This is a genomic window from Candidatus Gracilibacteria bacterium, from assembly GCA_010119145.1.
Taxonomy (GTDB): domain Bacteria; phylum Patescibacteriota; class Gracilibacteria; order BD1-5; family UBA6164; genus JAACSU01.
This window is the reverse complement of record JAACSU010000008.1, coordinates 206,963-229,266: the sequence shown is the minus strand read 5'-3', so window position 1 is coordinate 229,266 and position 22,304 is coordinate 206,963. Positions and strand designations below refer to the sequence as shown.

Genomic DNA, 22,304 nt, shown 5'->3' with positions numbered 1-22,304 from the left:
CCAGCTCGCGTACCGCTTTAAATGGCGAACAGCCATACCCTTGGGACCTTCTCCAGCCCCAGGATGCGACGAGCCGACATCGAGGTGCCAAACCGCGTCGTCGATGTGAACTCTTGGACGCGATCAGCCTGTTATCCCTAGGGTAACTTTTATCCGTTGAGCGACACCACTTCCACTCGTTGGTGCCGGATCACTTTCGCCCACTTTCGTGTCTGATCGACTTGTAGGTCTCTCAGTCAGGCCAACTTATGCGAATACACTATCTCTTCGATTTCCATCCGAAGATAGTTGACCATTGCGCGCCTCCGTTACTCTTTAGGAGGCAACCGCCCCAGTTAAACTACCCACCAAGCACTGTCCCCGTATTACGGGTTAGAGTTACATTTTAAAAAGGGTGGTATCTCAAAGGTGACTCCATACCGACTAGCGTCAATACTTCATAGTCTCCCACCTATTCTGCACATTTTAAAACATAACCCAATACCAAGCTATAGTAAAGCTCCATAGGGTCTTTCCGTCTTGCTGCAGGTAGTCGGCATTTTTACCGACATTGCAATTTCACCGAGTCCATGCTTGAGACAGTACTCAGACCGTTATGCCATTCGTGCGGGTCGGAACTTACCCGACAAGGAATTTCGCTACCTTAGGACCGTTATAGTTACGGCCGCCGTTCACTAGGGCTTAAGTTCAGTGCTTGCACACATCCCCGTAACCTTCTAGCACTGGGCAGGCATCACCCCGTATACATCCTCTTACGAGTTTGCACAGAGCTGTGTTTTTGGTAAACAGTCGCCTGAGTTCTTTCGCTGCGGCCTGGTTCCTAAATTAGAAGCCAGGCAGGTCTTATCCCGAAGTTACGACCGCTGTTTTGCCGAGTTCCTTAAGCATGGTTATCTCGTCCACCTTAGTGTTCTCCACTAACCCACGAGTGTTCGTTTACGGTACGGTTACATATACAATTAACGCTTAGAGGCTTTTCTCGATACCAGAATATAGTAGAAGCCGGATTTCTCACTAGCAAGCTAGCAAAAGCACCATAACTGGACTCGCCCTTAATAAAAATGCGGATTTTCCTACATCTTAAGACTTGTCTTCGTAACTCAATTCATTCAGAGTCTTCTATATCCCGATATGTCCCCCCTTCACTTCATATACATAGTCTAGGAATATTAACCTAGTATCCATCAGCTCCACCTTTCGGTTGCACCTTAGGACCGACTAACCCTACGTCGACTGACGTTGCGTAGGAAACCTTGGGTATCCGGTGTGAAGAGTTTTCATCTTCATTACGTTACTCATACCAACATTTTCACTTCCGATATCTCCAGCAAAGGTCACCCTTCACCTTCATCAACATACGGAACGCTCCGCTACCAATTAATAAATTAATTCTACATCTTCGGTTTATAACTTAGCCCCGTTGAATTTTCAGCGCAAGATCGCTTGACCAGTGAGCTATTACGCACTCTTTAAAGGGGTGGCTGCTTCTAAGCCAACCTCCTGGTTGTCGCAGCAATCTCACATCTTTTTCCACTTAGTTATAAATTAGGGACCTTAGATAGTAGTCTGGGCTGTTTCCCTTTTGACGATGGCACTTATCTGTCACCGTCTGACTCCCGGTATAGTTTACAGAGTATTCGAAGTTTATCAGGGTTTGCTAAGACTCGCGTCCCGCTAGCCCTATCAGAGCTCTACCCCTCTGTAATAGTTGACCGAGGCTAGCCCTAAAGCTATTTCGCGGAGAACCAGCTATCTCTAGGTTCGATTAGCTTTTCACTCCTTCCCACAAGTCATCCAATGGACTTGCAGCTCCAAATGGTTCGGCCCTCCATAAAGTTTTACCTTTACTTCAGCCTGCTCATGGGAAGCTCACCTAGTTTCGGGTCTAATAAATATGACTAAGTCGCCCTATTCAGGCTCGCTTTCACTACGGCTCCGACTATAACTGTCTTAACCTTGCCATACTCATTAACTCGTTGGTCCGTTCTACAAAAAGTACGATGTCACCCGAAGGCTCCATCTCATTAAAGGCACAAAGTTTCAGGTTCTATTTCACTCCCCTCCCGGGGTTCTTTTCACCTTTCCCTCATGGTACTAGTTCACTATCGATCTCAAATACTATTTAGCCTTGGAGAGTGGGCTCCCCAGATTCAAACCAGGTTACACGTGCCTGATCCTACTCAGGAAATAATAGATACACGGTAAAATTATTTTAGGATACGGGACTTTCACCCTCTATGGTATGCATTCCATTACATTTCTCTTAATAATAATACAGTATATTCGGTTTATTAGCCTCCCCGAATATTATTCCTACAACCCCATAAGTACAGAAGCTACCTACGCGTATCTTATGGTTTGGGCTGTTCCCGTTTCGCTCGTCACTACTCAGGGAATCTCTTTTGATTTATTTTCCACGGCTACTTAGATATTTCAGTTCACCGTGTGTCCTTCCGTATTACGGATGATACAAATTACTTGTATTGGGTTCCCCCATTCGGAAATCTTGGAGTAATAACGTCTCTTGTCGACTCCTCCAAGCTTATCGCAGACTTGTACGTCCTTCATCGGATATTTGAGTCAAGGCATCCACTTTGTGCCATACATAAATTTTAATATAGTTTACACTATTATTCATGTCTCATTTCTCTATTTACTTAACTTTGACTGATCAGATTATTTTAAAGGACAAAATAAACAAGATATTAGAAAAAAACAACAATTAGACACTTTAAGGAAAAATATAAGGAGATAGTCCATCCGCAGGTTCGCCTACGGATACCTTGTTACGACTTCAGCCCAGTCATTAGTCCTACCATGGACCCCCATATTCATAGAGGAGCTTCCGATATTACTAACTCCCATGCCGTGACGGGCGGTGAGTACAAGACCCAGGAACACATTCACCGTGACATATCTGATTCACGATTACTAGCAATTCCAACTTCATGAGGTCGAGTTGCAGACCTCAATCCGGACTGAGATATGCTTTGAAGATTGGCTCCACGTTACCGTATTGCTGCTCTTTGTACATACCATTGTATCATGTGTGTAGCCCCAGACGTAAAAGCCATGCTGATTTGACGTCATCCACACCTTCCTCCTTGTTAACCAAGGCAGTCTCTCTAGACATAATAACTAGAGACATGGGTTGCGCTCGTTAACGGACTTAACCGAACACCTCAAGGCACGAGCTGACGACAACCATGCAGCACCTGTCACTGAGCTCCCGTAAAGGCACTCTCTGATTTCTCAAAGATTCTCAGGATGTCAAGTCTGGGTGAGATTCCCCGTTTATTGTCGAATTAAACCACGTGATCCACTGCTTGTGTGGGTCCCCGTCTATTCCTTTGAGTTTTAATCTTGCGACCGTACTCCTCAGGTGGATAACTTATCGCGTTAGCTTCAGCACTGGGACAATTCCCAACACTTAGTTATCATCGTTTAGGGCGTGGACTACAAGGGTATCTAATCCTTTTTGCTCCCCACGCTTTCGTTCCTCAGTGTCAATACAGTTCCAGTAAGCTGCCTTCGCTTTTGGTGTTCTTCTTAGTATCTACGGATTGCACCCCTACACTAAGAATTCCGCTTACCTCTCCCTGATTCTAGATTTTCAGTTTCAAGCACAAACGCAGAGTTGAGCTCTGGTCTTTCATACCTGACTTAAAAATCCACCTACGAACCCTTTACACCCAATAATTCCGGGTAACGCTTGGGACTTACGTATTACCGCGGCTGCTGGCACGTAATTAGCCGTCCCTTATTCCTGAGGTACTCTCATTATGCTCCCTCAGAAAAGAAGTTTACAATCGTTAGACCGTCATCCTTCACGCGGTGTCGCTCCATCAGACTTTCGTCCATTGTGGAAGATTCCTCACTGCTGCCTCCCGTAGGAGTATGAACCGTGTCTCAGTTTCATTGTGACTGATCATCCTCTCAGACCAGTTATCCGTCATAGCCTTGGTGAGCTATTACCTCACCAACAAGCTGATAGAACGCAGGTTCCTCCCCAAGCAATAAATTTTTACTCCGAAGAGACTATCCGGTATTAATCATCGTTTCCAATGGCTATCCCTGACTTGGGGGCAGATACCAACGTGTTACTCACCCGTTCGCCGCTCTCAAAGAGAAAAGCAAGCTTCTCTCTTCTACCGCTCGACTTGCATGTGTTAGGCGCACCGCTAGCGTTCACCCTGAGCTAGGATCAAACTCTTTTAAACGTAATGCCTATTTAAGTATAAATACGAAAATAGGTCTTTGATTTTTTAGTTTTTTTCCAAAGCACTAAAGGTCATTTTTTTCTAATATTCTGTTTATTTTAAGGAACGTTTGCTTCTTGAAAGCTAAGAGATTGTATTTTTAAAGTATCGATTGTCAAAAGTTTTTTTAACTTTCATTTAGCTGGTTTGACGAGCTTCAATCTTATGTCCAAATAATGTTTCTCTTTTTCTAAAGCAGGAGGATTGTATTGGATATATAGCTTAAGTCAAAACTTTTTTTAACCTTTTTATATTTTCCTTAGATATCCTGTTTAAATACTACTATACTACTGTGTTTTTCCACTCTTTTTTTTAAGATTAGCAACGTAATCTCAATCAATACTATATGGTGGGCCTGGTTAGAATTGAACTAACGACCAATCGGTTATGAGCCGACTGCTCTAACCACTGAGCTACAGGCCCCAATTTTGCTCGGGAAAGCTCAGGATATAATGGCGGAAAGAGAGGGATTCGAACCCTCGGAACCCGGAGGTTCACTCCCTTAGCAGGGGAGCCCGATCGGCCACTCTGGCACCTTTCCAATTAACTTTTCCAAAACAATAATGGCGGAGAGACAGAGATTCGAACTCTGGGTGAGTTGCCCCACGACAGTTTTCAAGACTGTTCCATTCGACCACTCTGGCACCTCTCCGTAAATTATATATAAGGTAGAGAAGTTTCTCTACCTTATATATATAGTTTTTTTATGGCTCCCCCAATTGGATTCGAACCAATGACCAAACGATTAACAGTCGTCTACTCTACCGCTGAGCTACGGGGGAATATTCTATCCCTAAATACAAATTAGGAATACTCAATTTTTTCTTTCACAATTTTTACAGATACTGTATATATTACATAGGAATCACCGAAAGTGCTGCAACTATCTTATATATGAGTGTATTCCATCAAAAGAGAAAAAGTATTTCTTTCAAAAAGCAGAGTATTTCAAGAACGAAAAAAGCTTGAGGATTTTATTAGTATTTGGCTATATGTCAAACTTTTTATGATAAAAAAAATTATGATATTTTATCAAGTTTTTAACAGTCGATATACAATAAAATTGTACATAAATATATTAATGATTCTCTTGCGAATATTGGCTCAAATTAATTTTTCATTAGTATTATACTATAACTCAGGAATATATAAAAAAACACCTCATACTGAGGTGCTTTTTATATATAACTTAGACATCTAAGTTCTTTACACTCTTGGCTCTTGATTGAATGAATTTTCTTCGTGGAGCAACTTCACCCCCCATAAGTATCTTAAACATTTCATCAGCCCTTTGTGAGTCTTCTATCCCTACTTTGTACATCTTTCTTTCTGCTGGGTCCATAGTTGTTTCCCAAAGTTGTTCTGGATTCATTTCCCCCAGACCTTTGTACCGTTGAATATTATCACCTATAATATCGTTTTCTGCGATAATCATTTCTTTTTGTTCTTCATTGTATACATACCAAGAGTTTTTCCCCTTTGTAAGCTTATAGAGAGGTGGTTGTGCTATATAGAGATATCCTCCTTTTATGATATCTTTCATATACCGAAAGAAGAATGTCAGGAGCAATGTTCGGATATGAGCTCCATCAACATCAGCATCTGTCATAATAACTATACGATGATATCTGAGTTTTGATATATCAAAGGTTTCACCTATAGATGTCCCCATTGCGATGATGAGATTTTTAATTTGTTCACTGGCAAATATCTTGTCGATACGAGCTTGTTCTGTATTGAGGATTTTCCCTCTCAGTGGTAAAATAGCCTGATGTTCTCTATCACGTCATTGCTTTGCTGAACCACCTGCAGAATCTCCTTCGACAATATATATCTCAGAATCGGCTGGATCTTTACTCGAACAATCGGCAAGCTTTCCAGGGAGTGTCATACCCTCAAGAGCTCCTTTTCTAATAACAGTATCTCGAGCTGCTCTTGCAGCAAGTCTCGCTTTTGCTGCAAGATTTACTTTTTCACAAATTGATTTTCCTGAAGCAGGATTTTCTTCAAGAAACTCCATGAACTTTTCAGAAAAGACACTGTCAACTGCTCACCTCGCTTCAGTAGTTCCAAGCTTCGCTTTTGTCTGACCTTCAAATTGAGGATCAATGACTTTAATAGAAAGAACAACAACTATACCTTCTATCACATCTTCGTTTGTAAGATTTTGGTCTTTTTCTTTTAAAATACCTTTATCACGAGCATATTTGTTTATTGTTCGAGTCAGGGCTGTTCTAAACCCAGTCATGTGCGTTCCCCCTTCTGGAGTGTGAATATTATTTACAAATGATATTATGTTATCCGAGTAGTCTTTGTTATATTGGATTGAAACCTCTACAAGGATATCATTTTTCTCTTTCTCAGCATAAAAGACTTTTCCAATAGTTGATTCATTTTTATTCAAGAAATTAACATATGATTTAATCCCTCCTTCAAAATAAAACTTATAGTTATTGTCTTTTCGTTCATCATTCAATGTGAGCTTGATTCCCTTCGTTAAGTACGCTTGTTGACGCATTCGGTTCTTGATTGTTTTGTAATCAAATTCCGTTGTCATCTTAAAAATACTAGCATCAGGATAAAATTTTATGATTGTTCCTGTTTTCTTAGTTTTTCCAACAACCTCAACATCACCATCTGAAACTCACATAGAAAATGACTGGTAATAGATCTTCCCGTCTCTGTGGACCCACGCTTCAAGTTTTGTAGAAAGTGCATTTACTACTGAAGCACCAACTCCATGTAGTCCACCTGATACTTTATACCCTCCTCAACCAAATTTTCATCCAGCGTGAAGGACTGTTAGGATAGTTTCCAAGGTAGAAACTCATGTTTTTGAATGTTTTTCTACTGGAATACCTCGACCGTTATCCTCAACACTACATGCTCCATCTTTATGTAGCTTAATAGTAATAGAATCACAATACCCTGCCATTGCTTCATCAATCGAGTTATCTACGATTTCCCATACAAGATGGTGGAGACCTCTCTCATCTGTAGAACCGATATACATACCTGGACGTTTTCGAACTGGTTCGAGTCCTTCAAGTACCTGAATATTATCAGCACCATAATTTTCATGTCCTGTTTTCATTTCTGCCATAGATTGATTTTATTTTTGGAAATATACATCATCTAATATAATGACTCTCAAATCAAGGTCAAATTTTACTTTTTTCCAGACGAGACTTTTTTTATCGTGTTTCCTAAAGCCAATTTTTGCGTAAATTTAAACAAATTCAGTATTTTTATATATTTTCTTAAATTTTTCCCAGACGATAAAAATAAAAAAACTCGCGAGAGGCCGAGTTAAGTACCAAATATTAAGTTTGTATTTTATAAATATATTTCTATTATTGTAAATAAATACTTTAAAACTATGAAAATTCAATGATTGTATGACTTTTAGGAGATTATGAAGACCCATTTTTAGATTGAGTTAGAAGCTGTTTAGAATGATATGATTCATTATCAGATTTTACTTCAATCTGTTCAATGCGTCTTACGGAATTATGAATACCTCATTGAATTTCGATAGAAATTGATTACTGTCTCGAAGAAGATAACAAATTTTTCGATACTTGTGACAGAATATTTGAAAAAAAATACTGGATCATTCAAGAAAAAATGAAAAGATTCCATAATCTTATACATAATACAGAATTTTCTCAAAAAAGTGATATAGAATTTAGAATGCTTCAACAAGATGCAGATAAAGTTATACATAGAACTTGTGCTTTAGTTGATAGAATATGCCAATCAATTTTAAATAATTCAAAAATACAAATTCTCCCATGAAAAAATACTTAATTTTCGACTTCGATGGAGTCTTGGCTGATACCTTTGATTACTCTCATCAAAAAATTAAGATGGCAGGACTAGGTGATACCACTGTAGAACAATGGAAAGCTCATCACGATTGAAATGTTTTTGAAACTCCAGCTGTATCATTTCACTGAGAATCAAGAGAACTATTTCGTAAACTTTATTTTGAAGATGTGTGTTTGTGTATACCATTTTTTTCAAAACTGGAACTCGAAAAACTTTCTCAGGATTATACCCTGTTTATAATTTCAAGTAACAGAGAATATTCTATTGAAAAATATCTGTGTCATCATGAAATGGAATACTTTACTGAAGTCCTTGGAGGAGACTTCCACAAATCTAAAGTAGAAAAATTTAAATATATATTCAACAAATATGATTTTTCAAAAGATGATTGTTACTTTATTACAGATACCCTTTGAGATATACTAGAAGGAAATGAAGTAGGAGTTGAAACAATAGCTGTAGATTTTGGTTTTCATGAAAGAGCTCGACTCGAAAAATGAAGTCCTTATAAAATAATTTCAAGTACTCAGGAATTAAATAAAATCTTAGAATTATGCTAGAAAGTGGAATCAAAATTTTAAAACAAGATATTACAAAATACTGCCTGAGTTGTTGAAGTACTAATGAAGAACTCTCTCAAAACAAACAACGAATATTAGATACTATAGAATGAAGGTATAGTGATGCTATAAGTATTGAAACTCTCAAGCAAAGTTCTCATAGACTCAGAAGATTCTGAGAAAATTGAGATCACAATATATGACTCAGAATGAATTATCAAGATTATGTATGAGTACATCAAGAAAGAATGTATCAAACAATCCTTCTATTTGAATTAGAGCTCACTCAATTATGAATAAATGTAGAGTTACTTTTATTCTTAGCTAGAAATCACGATAACACAGAAGTTTTATCAATTTTTTGAGATGTACCAACTCCTATAAAAAAACAATTTGAAGCTGCTGTAGAAAATATACATATCCTTTATGAAAGAGGTTTAGTACAGGACTTATGCAAAAACATACTTTGAAGTGAGATAAGTATTGAAGAAACAAGAGCTTTGGAATCCTGTATAGAAAAGTGCGATGTAATATCACAACTCCTTTCATATTTTGATAAACTCGATGCTCTTATGGTGAGTTTACATGAAGTTTTATCATGAAATTCTGAACATTTTCTCTCAAAAGTAGAATGGTATTTGAATTTTATAGAAAGTGTATTGAATGGAAGTGAACTCCCACTTTTAAAAGGTATTATTGAAAATATAAGTGAGGACAGTCCATTACAAGATGTTTTTTCAAGAAAATTAATCTCTCAAATTACATGATGCCTTGAAGAGATTTGAGTAAGAATACTATTCCAAGAAGAAGATATTTGAAAAGATTATTGAGTCCCACTCTACTTAAAATGGAAACAAGCGACTCTCAATATAAATCAGTCTCAATTATGAGAACTTGGATATTCTGGCTACGATATACTTATTTCTCCAAGAATCTAATTAAAGTATTAATTATCCCTTTCTACCCAATTTCAAGCTGTTTAATAACGACAGATTTTTCTTTTTGTGAGCACTCGAAGAACAGCTCAACAATATCTGAACGAACTCAATGTCGTTCTGGCCAGTAAACAAATACTTTTCATCTCAGAAAAATACCTTGAGGTTTTATATCGAGAAATATTTCTGGGTGCATATGATCCTCTGTAATTCAATATCTCTTAAATGGTGCCCTCGAATCAGCAGGGGAACTGTATTTATCATCTTGAAGGACGTGTTGCATAGATTCAAGCAGTATCTTTTTTGAAAGTGTAATTGAACTGGTTTTATCTAAGATAATATCAATAGTTATGTAAATCCAACCATTGATTTTTGAGATATTTTTAATAGATTTTTCAAATACTGCCTTGTTTGGAAAAGTCTTGTACATCCCACTTGGTCCTGAAAGTCCGAGCTCTTGAATAGTAGTCACTACCGGAGAGATTTTAAAGACTCTCCCAAATACATTATCTCACTCTACTTCAATTACATCTCAGAGTTTATAGACAGAATCTTTGTGACCAATGAGGAACCAAGCAATAAATGATGATATAATATCTCGAAGTGCAAAACCAATAGCTGTACCAAGTATTGCTACAAAAGGCAGAAAATTTAAAAGTTCTGAAAAGAAGAAGACAGCTATTACAGTAACAAAAGCAGAGTTAGTAATCCATCTCACAGCTCATGCTAATACGTTTTTTTTATCGTCTGAAAGTTTCGTTCTAGAATGTATTATCCACCTAGTAGAATGTGAAAATAAAAATATTATTGCAAGAATAAGTAAGAGCTGAGCTAAATTATTTCATTGGTTTTTATACAGTTCTCGTAATAATTTTTGTTGTAAAATGAGCTCATCTTGGAATATTTCAAGGGATTGTAGAAGATTTTTCATCTTCATCTCCTGTGTTTCTAGTAAAATTTCTAGTTCATTATTCTTGAGTTCATAGGATTCAGTGATTCGTTCTTCTATTCTGAAAACATCCTCTAGATTTGTGATTTCAGCTGCTTGAAATTCTAGCTCTAATTGTGAAACAAGATCCTGAGTCATAACTTGTAGGCTTTCTGGAAGTTTATTAATGAGATTTAGATCTATCACTCAACTTTGAGTTTGGGTACTTTTAAGAGAAGAAAGAGTATTTTTCCAACTTTTATAGGATATATCTAAGGCAGTAACTTTTTCATTCGTTTGCTGCATTACTCCTTCTAAGAGTTGAATTGATCATTGTGTTTCAGTAATTTTTATTTCTATAGAGTCAATGAGATCCATAGTTGAAAAGAGTCATAATTTTTTTCCATCTTGCGAAATTACAAGATTTGACTCCATTGGTATTACTATAGATCAGGTTGAACTATCTCAACTCTCTGCATTCACTCATCCGGCAGATGTAAAAATAAACAGAAAAAATAGTGTTTTAATAAAATATCTTATGAAAGTATTCAATAGTATAATTTTACAAAGTATAAAAAGTAGATTTTATGCAAATAAAATAGTTTACAAGTAATTATAAAAATACTCGCAGATTGCGAGTATTTTTATATATAAATTATGTAAGTGTACAACTAATAGGTAGCTGGATTTGGGTTTTGTGAAAATATACTATCTATCTCATGGAGTGTTTCATCTCAAAGCCTAATGTTTATTGAGTCAATATCTTCTTTGAGTTGTTCAAGGGTCGTAGCTCCAATGATATTTCCATGAACATATTCCTTTTGATTGACCCAAGCAAGTGAAAGTTGAGTTACTGAAATACCTACTTTATCTGCGATATTTTGGAGGCTCTCCACAAAGCTTAGAGCTCGATCATTAAGATTTTGTTTTTGTCTCGCACTTCCCCAAGTTTCGTATCGAGAACCTTTAGGCATTTGGCCATTATTATATTTTCATGTGAGAACTCATCCAGCGAGTGGAGAGTAGGCTAGAAGTCCTACTCATTCAAATAATGATATTTCAGCTCAGCCAACTTCATATTGCCTATTTAAAAGAGAATATGGATTTTGGACTGTTTGTATTTCAGGAAGATTATGTTTTCGAGCAAGCTCTAAAAACTTCATTGTTCCCCAAGGAGTTTCATTAGAAAGTCCAAGATACTTTACTTTTCATTCTTTCTGTAATTCTTCAAATGCTCTGAGAAGTGATACAATATGATCTTCTTCGTGATCAAGAGAAGAATGCATCGATGACTCATAATTCATTTTCCCCATTTTATTGACGGACCGTTGTGGCCAATGTAATTGGTAGAGGTCTATATAATCAGTTTGAAGTCTTTCTAAACTCCCTTCTACTGCAGCTCGCATATCAGGAGCATGTAACCCTCGTCCGTTTCTAATCCAATCCATTCAAGGTCCGACAAACTTACTTGCAAGAATAATTGACTCTCTGATTCATGGATTTTTAGCAAACCAAGTTCCTATATATTTTTCTGTAAGTCAGCTTGTATCTGGTGATGGTGGAATAGCATAGACCTCAGCAGTATCTATAAAATTTATTCACGCTTCTAGAATAGCATAATCGAGTTGATTATGGGCATCTAGTTCTGTATTTTGATGTCCCCAAGTCATGGTTCCAAGACATATTTTCGTGACATCAATTCACGTATTTCAAAGTTTATTTTTTTTCATAATTTAAATTTAAGTGGTATTTTAAATATAGTACGATTTGTAGTGTAATATTCAAAAGTATGTTAGTATTTTTTTATAACTTGTAAATTATATTATGGATTCAGCTCAACGTAAAAATTTAATTTTAGAACTTCTGAAAGAATCAGGTGAGATAGATGCCTTGTCAGTTATGAATGTGCTAAAAGTTGATACGCATACATTAACACAGGACTTCAAGTCTCTATTGTTTGAAAACAAAATGATACGAACAACTCCATGAAAATATACTGAACCCGTTAATGTTCAGTCCTATTTATCTCAAGCAGTATCAAAACGAGAAATAAAAATATATAACGAAGATTTTTTGAGCTCTTATATTCCAAATCAAGATTTTTTACTGAGTGAAGAAACAATACTAAAACTTCAAGAAAAGAAGAGATTTCGTTACTCCTACACGGAAAATCTATCCCTTATGGAAAATATATATATAGAACTGAGTTATTATTCCAATATTTTAGAATGAGAAACATCTTACTCACTTTTAGATACTGAAGTTTGTATTAAGTTCGGTCATTTTCCTAAGTGAGTTTCCTATACTCATAGTCAAAAAATACTCAATTATAAAAACATTATCAATATTTTGTTTGAATGAAACGCAGATGCATTTACCAGTGAAATAGAAATTCATGAACTTCATACATTACTTACTCAATGAAAAATCGAAACTCACTTGCAATGAACCCTGAGAAGTTTTCAACTTTTTATAAAAAATACTAGTTATCAAACTATTGCTGATTTACATTTTCTAGAAACTCAATTTGAATTATTTTTGGAAAAACTAGAAAAAATCGACAATGTATACGAAAAAGCATTTTTTGTACTCGTATTCTTGCCTTATATTGCTCCATATAGTAATTATAATCTTGAACTCAGTAGAATACTTGTAAATGCTATTCTGATATCTCATTGATGTAGTGCTATTACATTTAGAGATGTAAATTTATATGAATATGAGTTTGCGTACAATGCAGTGTACGAACTTTGAGATTTACACGCTTTGAAAAAAATTTTTTTAAATGGTATAAAAAATCGACTTCTATAATTACTTTATCCAGGTCCTGTCACTCTCTTTGAGTGCATATTTAATATCTTCTATAAAATCGTCCAGTGGAATATCAAGCATGGTTTCACAATTCATCGTATGTTCTCTATCTACTCCTGCTGCAAATCACTTATCTTTAAGTTTCTTCTTTATAGATTTAGCTTTGATATCCATAACATCTTCGCTTGGAATCATTCGAAAATATGCCCAAATAAATCCTGAGAGTTCATCTACTGCATTTATATATTTTCTTACAAGTGTGTTTGGTTCTTCTTCGATACCATCAAGAAAAAAACCATGAGCTCTTATATCTCCTAGTAACTCTGATGGAGCGTCTATTTCTGAAAGTATTGATTCAAAATCATCCTTCATATGCTTACTCCCATCCTTTTCAATATGGTCCCAATCTATATCGTGCAATACTCAAACAAGCCACCAATAATGTGTGTCTTCTCAAAGTTTTGCTGCGAAATACTTCATAATAGCTCAAACTTGATAAAGATGCTGTTGCGTAGAACTTGAATATTTTTCTATGAGGTCATGAGCTTGTTGCTCTGTTGGGAGATTCATAATATTTTGTTTAATAACTAATATATAGAGTATATTCAATAATCTAAAAAATATAACAAAAAAATAAAGCATGTAAAATGCCTTATTTTTTTAAGAAATGAATTATACTCGTGATCTTACAGTATTATTGTTATTATCTGAGAAGTCTAGTAGTCTTTTCCCGTCGTAAAATAGAACAAATAATGCAGCTATTCATACCAAAATATAAACTATAGTCTCTAATACTGGAACTCCACCAAGAATAGTATTTACAAGGTTGAAGTCAAAAGCTCCTATTAGTCCCCAGTTAATTCCACCAATAACAAGAAGGAGTAACGCAATCGAATCAAATGCTTTCATAATATAAAATTTAATATATAAAAATAACATAGTTATAATACTTTAGAATTGTAAGAATTTAATAAGAAGATTATTAATTTAGAATATTAAATACAAAAAAATACAGGATATGATTCCTGTATTTTTGATTAATATCTTCTGATGAAGATGTATAACACGAAGCAGAAACTGCCGTACACATACAAACATTTAATAAAAACAAGACTATTATAATTATAAAGAGTAAGAAGATTACAAGAATTGAATATTATTTTTAGTTTTATGATTCTTCATTATACTTTAGACTAATTTTTGATAAATCTAAATAATGAGAAAAAAATATATCATAGTTACTGGTTGAGTTATTTCTGGTATTTGAAAGGGAGTCACTACAGCAGCAACTGGTTTTTTTCTCTCAGAAAAGTATAAAGTTGTCCCAATAAAACTTGATTGATACCTCAATATTGACCCCGGAACTATGAATCCTCATGAGCACTGAGAGGTGTTTGTACTCTCTGATTGAGCAGAAGTAGATATGGATTTTGGTCATTATGAAAGATTTATAGGTTGAGAATGTACCTGAACTCAAAGTATATCAATGGGAAAGATATATGCGTGAATACTTGAAAAAGAAAGAAGAGGAGATTTCCTATGAAAAACGGTACAGATGATTCCTCATGTCACTGATCATATCGTCGAGAGAATGGAGGAAGTATTTAATCAGACTCAAGCTGAGATATGTATGATTGAAGTTGGGGGAACTGTCTGAGATATAGAAGTTGAGCTTTATTTAGAAGCTATTAGACAAATGCGTAGGATAAAAAGAAAAGAGGATGTCTTACATATTCATCTTACTTATGTTCCTATTCCTGGGTGAGTCCATGAACAAAAAACGAAACCAACACAACAATCAATTAATCTCCTACAATCACGAGGGCTCTTTCCTGATATCATAATCGCTCGTTGAAAGGCAAAACTTACAAAAGAATCAAGAGAAAAAATTGCACTTTTTTCAAATCTGAGAAAAGAAAGAATATTTTCAATTCCTGATGTTCCATCTATTTATGAAATACCAGAAATTCTCGCAAAACAAAAGTTTGATAGCCTCATTCAATGAATGATGCAAATTGGGTATGAAAAAAGCGATAAACTCGAAATATGGAAAGATACTCTCGCTCATTCACAAGATAAAAATATAAATATATGAATTGTGTGAAAATACACTGCTCTTGAGGATTCATACTCTAGTATAGCTGCCTCGCTTATACATGCGGGTCACAGTCTTTGAGTAAAAGTTAGTATTACATTCATTAATACTCGAGATACAGATGGTATTTGAGAACTTGAAAATTGTGAATGATGTATAATTCCATGAGGTTTTTGAGATACTGCTATTGAAAACATGATAACTACTCTTAAATTTATCAGAGAGAATAAAATACCTTGTCTCGGTATTTGTCTGGGCATGCAACTTATGGCAATTGAATTTACAAGAAATGTGCTTGGAATTCCAGAAGCTAATAGTTTAGAATTCAATAAAAAATGTCAGCCATATGACGTCATCACCCTTTTGGACAGTCAAAAAAAAGTAGTGAATCTCTGAGGAACCATGAGACTTGGACGACAATCTAGTATATTAACTGATGGAAAAATAAGAGATTTATACAAAAAGGCTAAGCGAATAAAAAAATCTGGAACGATTCACGAGAGATTTCGACATCGCTACGAACTGAACCCAGATTTTGCTAAGAAGTTTGAATCAACGGACATGCATATTTCTGGAGTAAGTAAAAAAGAAGGAATTGTTCAATTTATAGAACTTGATGATTCAAAACATCCATTTTATGTCTGAACACAATCTCATCCTGAACTCTGTAGTTACCTTGAAAATCCTGCTCCACTTTTCATGTGATTGATAGCAGCATGTATAAAAAAATAATCCCAATTTGGGATTATTTTTTTTATGATACCTGTAAAAATCTAGCATATGCTCTTTGTAAGTCTCTAATTGGTTCCATCATACCTGCTCCATTTCAATTATGAAATGCTCAAGTAGCCATTCATAATGGTTTACCATCTGGAGAAATTATCATTGCACCACTATATCATCTCTTTGTAAGATGTGGTGTCACACGGTGATCTACTCTATTCACCTGTCAATCATTGTCTATATCTTGATTTGAGTAACTTGTATTAAATAATTTTTGTCCTCTTTTAACTTGTGAAATATCTTTATCTTGATCGGCAAATCTAAACTGAGCTTGTCCATTGTGTGTTCATAACATGATAGAATCATTCAAGGATGAAACACTTCATCATACATTGAGATTAAAGTTATTTGTTGATGATTGTTTTACTGTGATAAAAGCTACATCTTCTCAAGGTATTCTGGCAATACTTTCTACCTGAAAGTTACTTCCGTTCATATTTTCTATTTTCATATTTCTCGCACTTCCATTTCCAACTACATGCGCGGCTGTCATAATAACATTTGGTGCTATAAATGAACCACTCCCATTTCCAACTGATGAACTTATTCCTACCACAGCATCAAAATACTGACTCGCTGCTTCAATATTTCTTGAACTAAGTCTCTCATTAGTTCTCGTCTGAGGGGTATTACGAGATCTTATATTTGGAGTTACTGGAGCATTTCTAGTGGATACCCGTGCTTGCAAGTTTGAGTGATCTGATGGATTTGGATTTCATGCATTTCAAGTAAGAGAAATCATGGTTTGTCCTCACATATCCATAACTCCATCTCCACCTTGTCATAAAACATCTCGTTGATATTTTTTAAGCTGAGACTGTGTTTGAGGTCCAAAAACTCAGTCAAAAACTCAATTTGAACTGGCACAGTTATACTGTGATCACTTTGAAGAAAGAAGTTGTTGAAATATTTGAACGTCCTGTCCTCTCATAAATGGCTTAGCAAGTCGAAGGGTTCTTCAAAACATAACAGATTCATACCCTCGTGGAAGCTCTGTTTTTAGTGAGTTACTTTGTTTTTGCTGCACAGAATGAATTGATACTCTTTCATCCAAATAATTGCTCTCAATTTGGTTAAGTTTTGCGAGGTATCACAATCTACTAAGGTCTGACCCTTCTCCTATACCAAACCATTTTCCATGCTCAAGTTGTCTAAAAAAAGAACTTGGAAGCACCTTTTTTGCAGCACTTAAATCTCAGTGATTATCATGGGTACTGAGTCTATCAATGTCAGATTGTGTGATTCTCCCATCAACCCCAGCAATCCTCTCTGCTCTATTTTCTACTCACATAAATTTTAAGAAAAAATATATAATACTTATATTGTACTATATATTTTATCCATGAGTCAAGTTTCAACGTTTTAGCTTGCAGTATATTTACTAAACTAGGCTTGAATAAAAAAATTGCTCTACATAAGTTTAATTAAACAAGCTGTGAGAATAAACATACTCCACATCAATGCATAAATATTTCAGAGAATTCTGTAACTTATAATTATTGAGAGAAAAGCTCATAAAATAATGCTATACATCCAAGTTTCTCAAAGGGCAAACACTGGATTATATACATATACTATTTGAGAAAATCATATTACGACTGTTGCAATTAATATCCATCAAAAGTATATTCACCACACGATTGAAGTGAGAGAATGGTGAGTTGACTTACTATTTTGACTCACTATCATCATAGCAATTGTGACTCATAATGCGGCTAAAACAATAACACTTACAACTGTGAATCATAATCAGCTCATTATAAGCCACGTGATATTAAGAATCATAGATATAAAAAATAATTGAAGCTCTTTACAACTCAGCGCATTTTTTTTGCAAACTATTACAAAGTACCAAATAAGCAGGCCAATAAAAATACTGGCCCATGATAGCATAAACACCCATGCTGGAGGCATAAAACTAAATGGAAAAATAACTCCTAATTCAGATATTTTTACTCAGAGTTTATTTGTTGCAGCCCCAAGGTAATTCATATAATACATAAATCCTAAAAGTACTCATAGTAAAACTTTAGTAATATTCATAGCATTATATTAAGTGGGTAAAAACTATACTGTTTTTCCTGCTTGTTCGAGCTTCATTTGTTGATCAGCAAGTGCACAAGACTCCATTATTGGCTCAAGTCTCCCAGCCATAATCTGGGGTATACCTGAAAAATTTTGTCAAATTCTATGGTCTGTGACTCTGTCTTGAGGGAAATTATAGGTTCTTATTTTTTCAGAGCGATCTCAACTCCCTACTTGAGCGAGTCGTGCTTCTCCTAATTCTTGTTGTTTCTTTTCTTCTTCAAGTGCGTAGAGTTTTGCCTTGAGTATTTGATATGCTTTTTCTCTATTTTTATGCTGACTTCGTCCATCCTGACAAAATACTGAAACTCAGGTTGGAATATGCACCATATGAATCGCAGAATCAGTAGTATTTACATGCTGTCCACCAGCTCAAGATGACTTCGTAGCCTTGACTTCAAGATCTTCTTCTCGAATTTCAATATCTATATCATCTACTTCAGGCATAATAGCCACCGTTATAGTACTCGTATGCACTCTCCCTTTACTCTCAGTTTCAGGAATTCTTTGAACTCTGTGTACTCCAGATTCATATTTAAATAAACTATAGGCTCCTTCTCCTCGTATTTCAAAAATAAGCTCTTTAATTCATCCACCCTCAGATTCTGATTTTTCTGAAATCTCCGTCTTAAAGCCTTGAGCTTCAGCAAATGCGAGATAGGCTCGTGATAATTCTCAAGCAAATAGTGCCGCTTCATCTCAACCTGCTCAGGCTCTGAGCTCTACGATAATATTCTTATCATCATTAGGATCTTTGGGCAACAGCGCTACTTTGAGTTTTTCTTCAAGAACTGGGATTTGATCCTCAGCTTCGTTAATTTCCATCTTTAAAAGATCTCTCATTTCTTCTTCTTTTTCAACTCCAAGCATTTCTTTATTTTCCACTAGTGTTTCACTGATTTGTTTGTATTTTTTATAGAGATTTACAGCTCATTCTATTGATTTTTTTCTAGTAGCTACCGTTTTAACTTTTTTTTGGTCTTTAAAAATCTCTGGATCAGAGAGTTGGTTTTCAAGGTTTTGATACTCCGTTACTAGTGAGTCTAGATTAAATTTCATACTACTATATAATGTTTTAAATTTCCACAAAGTGTAGCCAAAAGTGGTAAAATAGCAAGAAAGCTAACTAAAAAAATCCAACTAAATAGTTGGATTTTTACTTCTTATAATTTATATTTCAGTTTATCAAGCAATACTACTTTTTCTCATATTAAAATTCTTGGAGTGATATCATCCTCTCCCGAACCTTCAAAGAAAAAACTATTATCTCTTCCTTCTTCTTTTAAAATCACGTCGAGTCTTTTCTCGACATTTCGTATAACTCACATTTTATCAAGAACATCATAGACTCTCATGACAGCTTCTCCGTTTTCAAAATCAGTCATACGAACTATTTGTTCGAGTCTCTTTCATTCCACTTGAAACATGAGATCTCAAAGGTAATCTACTTGAACCTTTCTTGGATCTTCATTTTCATTTTTAAGATCAAAAACAGTATGTTCGTTTGTATTTTGTTCCTCTTTTGATTGTTGGTAGTTAAGGTCTTCTTTTCTTGTATAATGTTTCACTAAATAATCCTTGAGTTCTTCAATTCAAAGACCAGTTGCAGCAGATATAGTAAAGGTTTTAACCTCTGGATACATCGTTTTAAATTCTGAAATGATATGGTCTCTCATTTCTTCATCAAGAAGATCAGCTTTAGAAAAAACGACAATTTCTTCTTTTTCCTCAAGAAGTTCCGAAAATAATGCGAGTTCGTGTCTGATATCTTGATAATCTGTAATGAGTTTATCAAGTCTGTATAAATCAAGGAGATGAAGCAGTGCTCATGTTCGCTCAATATGTTTAAGAAACTCTATTCCAAGTCCTTTTCACTCTGAGGCTCCAGGAATTAAGCCAGGTACATCTTCAAGAACAAGAGATTTCCCTTTATAATCAAGTACTCACAAGTTTGGAGTAAGAGTAGTAAATGGATAATCTCAAATCTTAGGTTTTACATTAGAGAGTTTAGAAATGAGAGTAGATTTCCCAGCACTAGGAACTCCAATGATTCCAATATCAGCTACAAGCTTTAGCTCCAGAAATAAATCATGCTCTTCTGGGATATCTCCAAGTTCTGCAAATGCAGGAGCTTGTCTTGTCGAGCTGGTAAAATGGGCATTTCAAAAACCACCTCTTCAACCAGAAGCGATAAGTACCTTCATACCTTTCGTACTCATATCAACGATAAGTTCCATAGTTTCTTTATTTCGAACAAGCGTTCAAACTGGTACTTTTAAAATCAGATCTTGACCGTTTGCTCCATGACAGAGATTCGGCATACCCCCCTCTCCATTTTCTGCTGTCAGTACCTTTTTATGTCGGTAATCACTGAGTGTGTTGAGATTTGCATCAGCATAGAGAAATACATCTCCACCATTTCCACCATCTCCTCCCCAAGGGCCACCCTTTGGAATATATTTTTCTCGTCTCCAAGAAACCAGACCACTTCCACCGTGTCCTGCTATAACCTTGATTGCTACTTCATCGATGAACATGTGTGAATATTTATAATTATTAGGACCAGTATACTTATTTTTTGATTTTTTCGTAAAAAATAGTTCTTAGTTTTAATCTAAGAACTATTTATTTATTTTTATATGGTGTCACTAAGTGGATTTGAACCACCGACCTCGGGGATATGAATCCCGCGCTCTAACCAACTGAGCTATAGTGACAAAAAAAGCTGATGGCTGAACTAAAGGTCAGTCTCAGCTTTTTTGATATTTTATTTTGGTTGCGGAGATTGGAATCGAACCAATGACCTCAAGGTTATGAGCCTTGCGAGATACCACTTCTCTACTCCGCGAAACAATGGTATGGCTACGGAGAATCGAACTCCGGTTGCCTGGATGAAAACCAGGTGTCCTAACCCCTAGACGATAGCCACACACAAACTATTATTTAATAATAGCTCGGGTATTATATATAAAAATAGCTTCAGTCAAGTTTTTTCGAAGTATTTTTTTAAGAGTCAATCTATGTGTATCAAAATCATTTGCTTGGAAGTATTTTCTCTTTATAGTGTTATAGACAAATATACTACTTACTATCACTATAATGTACAGTATAACACGGGCAGAAGCTGCTGACAAACTTTGAATGTCGACACGAAGTGTCGACAGATATGTGAAAGCTGGAAAACTCAGAAGTAAAAAAGATGGCAAGATTATTTACATCCATGCTCAAGATGTAGAAAATATGAGTTCGGATAATTCTGACTCAAAAGCTGAGGTTATTATGCCCCAAGAAAAAAAACAGTCTTACACGCAACAATCACACAGTAATTCTGAAGCACAAAACCATACTTCTCAAAGTTCACAAAATCCTCAGTCACACAGTACCAGTATAATAGATGCTCAAAGTAGAGCTACTTTAGAAAAAATATACCTAGATCTTCGAAGTGAAATAAAAAATAAGGATCAGATTATTTTAGATATCTCTCATAAACTTGGTCAGGCTCAAGAAATAGCAAAAAACTCTGTAAGTGTTATTGAGTTCAAAAAATCTCAATATCTCCTTGAAGAATCGAAATGAAGTCTTCACCAAGAAATTGAAACTCTGAAAGTAAAAGAATCAGATCTCGTTAACAAATTGAAATACGAAAAGTCTACTAATATTATATTGATAGCATTTTGTTTAATACTCATGATTGGACTTGGTCTCTTGTGGTTTTTAAAAATATAAGAATACTTTTGTCCTTATAGTTCAGTGGATAGAACAACCCCCTCCTAAGGGGTAGACGTAGGTTCGACTCCTGCTGGGGACACCATACATACGACATAAAGGAGGAGAATGGAGGTTTTTTCTAAAAGAAAAATTTATTGCAATGAGTAAGAGCAATAAAACGGATGCCCGACTTGCGGCGACTCCTGCTGGGGACACCATTTAAGATAAAATATATTCTTATCTCACTCTTACTTTTGTTTCTATAATTAAGAGTTATACATTAAAATTGAAAAACTTTAAGTCAAAAGC

Annotated in this window: 15 protein-coding genes, 8 tRNA genes and 2 rRNA genes; 7 read left to right on the top strand and 18 right to left on the bottom strand. The window is 35.4% G+C overall.

Translation table 25 applies throughout. From position 1 onward, the window contains the following. The 7 genes from GW846_05125 to gyrB form a co-directional block, all read right to left on the bottom strand. Positions 1 to 2,616, bottom strand: a 23S ribosomal RNA gene (locus tag GW846_05125); the annotation flags it as partial. Positions 2,617 to 2,745: 129 nt separating this feature from the next. Beyond that, positions 2,746 to 4,219: ribosomal RNA gene (locus GW846_05120) — 16S ribosomal RNA — on the bottom strand. Between the two features lie 387 nt (positions 4,220 to 4,606). Beyond that, positions 4,607 to 4,682, bottom strand: a tRNA-Ile gene (locus GW846_05115). A 30-nt stretch (positions 4,683 to 4,712) separates the two neighbouring features. Next, a tRNA-Ser gene (locus GW846_05110) sits at positions 4,713 to 4,800 on the bottom strand. Positions 4,801 to 4,823: 23 nt separating this feature from the next. After that, positions 4,824 to 4,911, bottom strand: a tRNA-Ser gene (locus GW846_05105). A gap of 55 nt (positions 4,912 to 4,966) precedes the next feature. Beyond that, positions 4,967 to 5,041: transfer RNA gene (locus GW846_05100), tRNA-Asn, on the bottom strand. Between the two features lie 407 nt (positions 5,042 to 5,448). Then, a complete protein-coding gene (gene gyrB, locus GW846_05095) occupies positions 5,449 to 7,362 on the bottom strand; it encodes a DNA topoisomerase (ATP-hydrolyzing) subunit B (GenBank protein NDK10128.1) in 1,914 nt (637 codons plus the stop codon). A gap of 287 nt (positions 7,363 to 7,649) precedes the next feature. On the opposite strand from gyrB, the gene GW846_05090 reads away from it, so the two are divergent. The 3 genes from GW846_05090 to GW846_05080 are packed head-to-tail and all read left to right on the top strand — an operon-like array spanning position 7,650 to position 9,588. Then, on the top strand, positions 7,650 to 8,069 hold the full coding sequence (locus GW846_05090) for a hypothetical protein (GenBank protein NDK10127.1): 420 nt from the start codon (positions 7,650 to 7,652) through the stop codon (positions 8,067 to 8,069). Then, entirely contained in the window at positions 8,054 to 8,650 is a 597-nt protein-coding gene (locus GW846_05085; GenBank protein NDK10126.1) for an HAD family hydrolase, read from the top strand. The genes GW846_05090 and GW846_05085 overlap by 16 nt, the downstream gene beginning before the upstream one ends. Next, a complete protein-coding gene (locus tag GW846_05080; GenBank protein ID NDK10125.1) occupies positions 8,644 to 9,588 on the top strand; it encodes a hypothetical protein in 945 nt (314 codons plus the stop codon). Before GW846_05085 ends, GW846_05080 begins: the two co-directional genes overlap by 7 nt. Before the next feature lie 22 nt (positions 9,589 to 9,610). Here GW846_05080 and GW846_05075 read toward each other — a convergent pair whose 3' ends face one another. Beyond that, a complete protein-coding gene (locus tag GW846_05075; GenBank protein ID NDK10124.1) occupies positions 9,611 to 11,065 on the bottom strand; it encodes a mechanosensitive ion channel in 1,455 nt (484 codons plus the stop codon). A gap of 119 nt (positions 11,066 to 11,184) precedes the next feature. Then, a complete protein-coding gene (locus GW846_05070) occupies positions 11,185 to 12,243 on the bottom strand; it encodes an aldo/keto reductase (protein ID NDK10123.1) in 1,059 nt (352 codons plus the stop codon). A 94-nt stretch (positions 12,244 to 12,337) separates the two neighbouring features. Between GW846_05070 and GW846_05065 the strand changes: the two genes are divergently transcribed. Next, positions 12,338 to 13,324 carry a hypothetical protein gene (locus GW846_05065; protein NDK10122.1) on the top strand — a complete coding sequence of 329 codons (987 nt, stop codon included), beginning with the start codon at positions 12,338 to 12,340 and terminating at the stop codon, positions 13,322 to 13,324. Here the strand turns inward: GW846_05065 and GW846_05060 are convergent, their stop codons facing one another. Next, a complete protein-coding gene (locus GW846_05060) occupies positions 13,325 to 13,894 on the bottom strand; it encodes a hydrolase (protein NDK10121.1) in 570 nt (189 codons plus the stop codon). Positions 13,895 to 13,996: 102 nt separating this feature from the next. Next, entirely contained in the window at positions 13,997 to 14,233 is a 237-nt protein-coding gene (locus GW846_05055; GenBank protein NDK10120.1) for a DUF378 domain-containing protein, read from the bottom strand. Between the two features lie 307 nt (positions 14,234 to 14,540). Here GW846_05055 and pyrG point away from each other — a divergent pair, with 307 nt between their 5' ends. Beyond that, on the top strand, positions 14,541 to 16,151 hold the full coding sequence (pyrG, locus tag GW846_05050) for a CTP synthase (glutamine hydrolyzing) (GenBank protein NDK10119.1): 1,611 nt from the start codon (positions 14,541 to 14,543) through the stop codon (positions 16,149 to 16,151). Positions 16,152 to 16,173: 22 nt separating this feature from the next. Here the strand turns inward: pyrG and GW846_05045 are convergent, their stop codons facing one another. The 7 genes from GW846_05045 to GW846_05015 form a co-directional block, all read right to left on the bottom strand. Further along, the gene (locus GW846_05045; GenBank protein ID NDK10118.1) at positions 16,174 to 17,493 is read right to left on the bottom strand and encodes a hypothetical protein; all 1,320 of its coding nucleotides are present in this window, start codon (positions 17,491 to 17,493) and stop codon (positions 16,174 to 16,176) included. Positions 17,494 to 17,612: 119 nt separating this feature from the next. Further along, complete coding sequence (locus GW846_05040; GenBank protein NDK10117.1) at positions 17,613 to 18,245, bottom strand: tryptophan-rich sensory protein; 633 nt, start codon at positions 18,243 to 18,245, stop codon at positions 17,613 to 17,615. Between the two features lie 24 nt (positions 18,246 to 18,269). Beyond that, positions 18,270 to 19,346: a peptide chain release factor 1 gene (gene prfA, locus GW846_05035; GenBank protein NDK10116.1), complete on the bottom strand. Its 1,077-nt coding sequence runs from the start codon at positions 19,344 to 19,346 to the stop codon at positions 18,270 to 18,272. Between the two features lie 104 nt (positions 19,347 to 19,450). Beyond that, positions 19,451 to 20,824 (bottom strand): GTPase ObgE, encoded by a 1,374-nt coding sequence (gene obgE / locus GW846_05030; protein NDK10115.1) that lies wholly within the window; start codon positions 20,822 to 20,824, stop codon positions 19,451 to 19,453. A 103-nt stretch (positions 20,825 to 20,927) separates the two neighbouring features. Continuing rightward, positions 20,928 to 21,004: transfer RNA gene (locus GW846_05025), tRNA-Met, on the bottom strand. 56 nt (positions 21,005 to 21,060) lie between these two features. After that, positions 21,061 to 21,135 (bottom strand) — tRNA-Met (locus GW846_05020). Between the two features lie 6 nt (positions 21,136 to 21,141). After that, positions 21,142 to 21,216: transfer RNA gene (locus tag GW846_05015), tRNA-Glu, on the bottom strand. A gap of 170 nt (positions 21,217 to 21,386) precedes the next feature. Between GW846_05015 and GW846_05010 the strand changes: the two genes are divergently transcribed. Then, positions 21,387 to 22,013 (top strand): helix-turn-helix domain-containing protein, encoded by a 627-nt coding sequence (locus tag GW846_05010; protein NDK10114.1) that lies wholly within the window; start codon positions 21,387 to 21,389, stop codon positions 22,011 to 22,013. A 10-nt stretch (positions 22,014 to 22,023) separates the two neighbouring features. Next, positions 22,024 to 22,098, top strand: a tRNA-Arg gene (locus GW846_05005). The last annotated feature ends 206 nt before the right edge of the window (positions 22,099 to 22,304 follow it).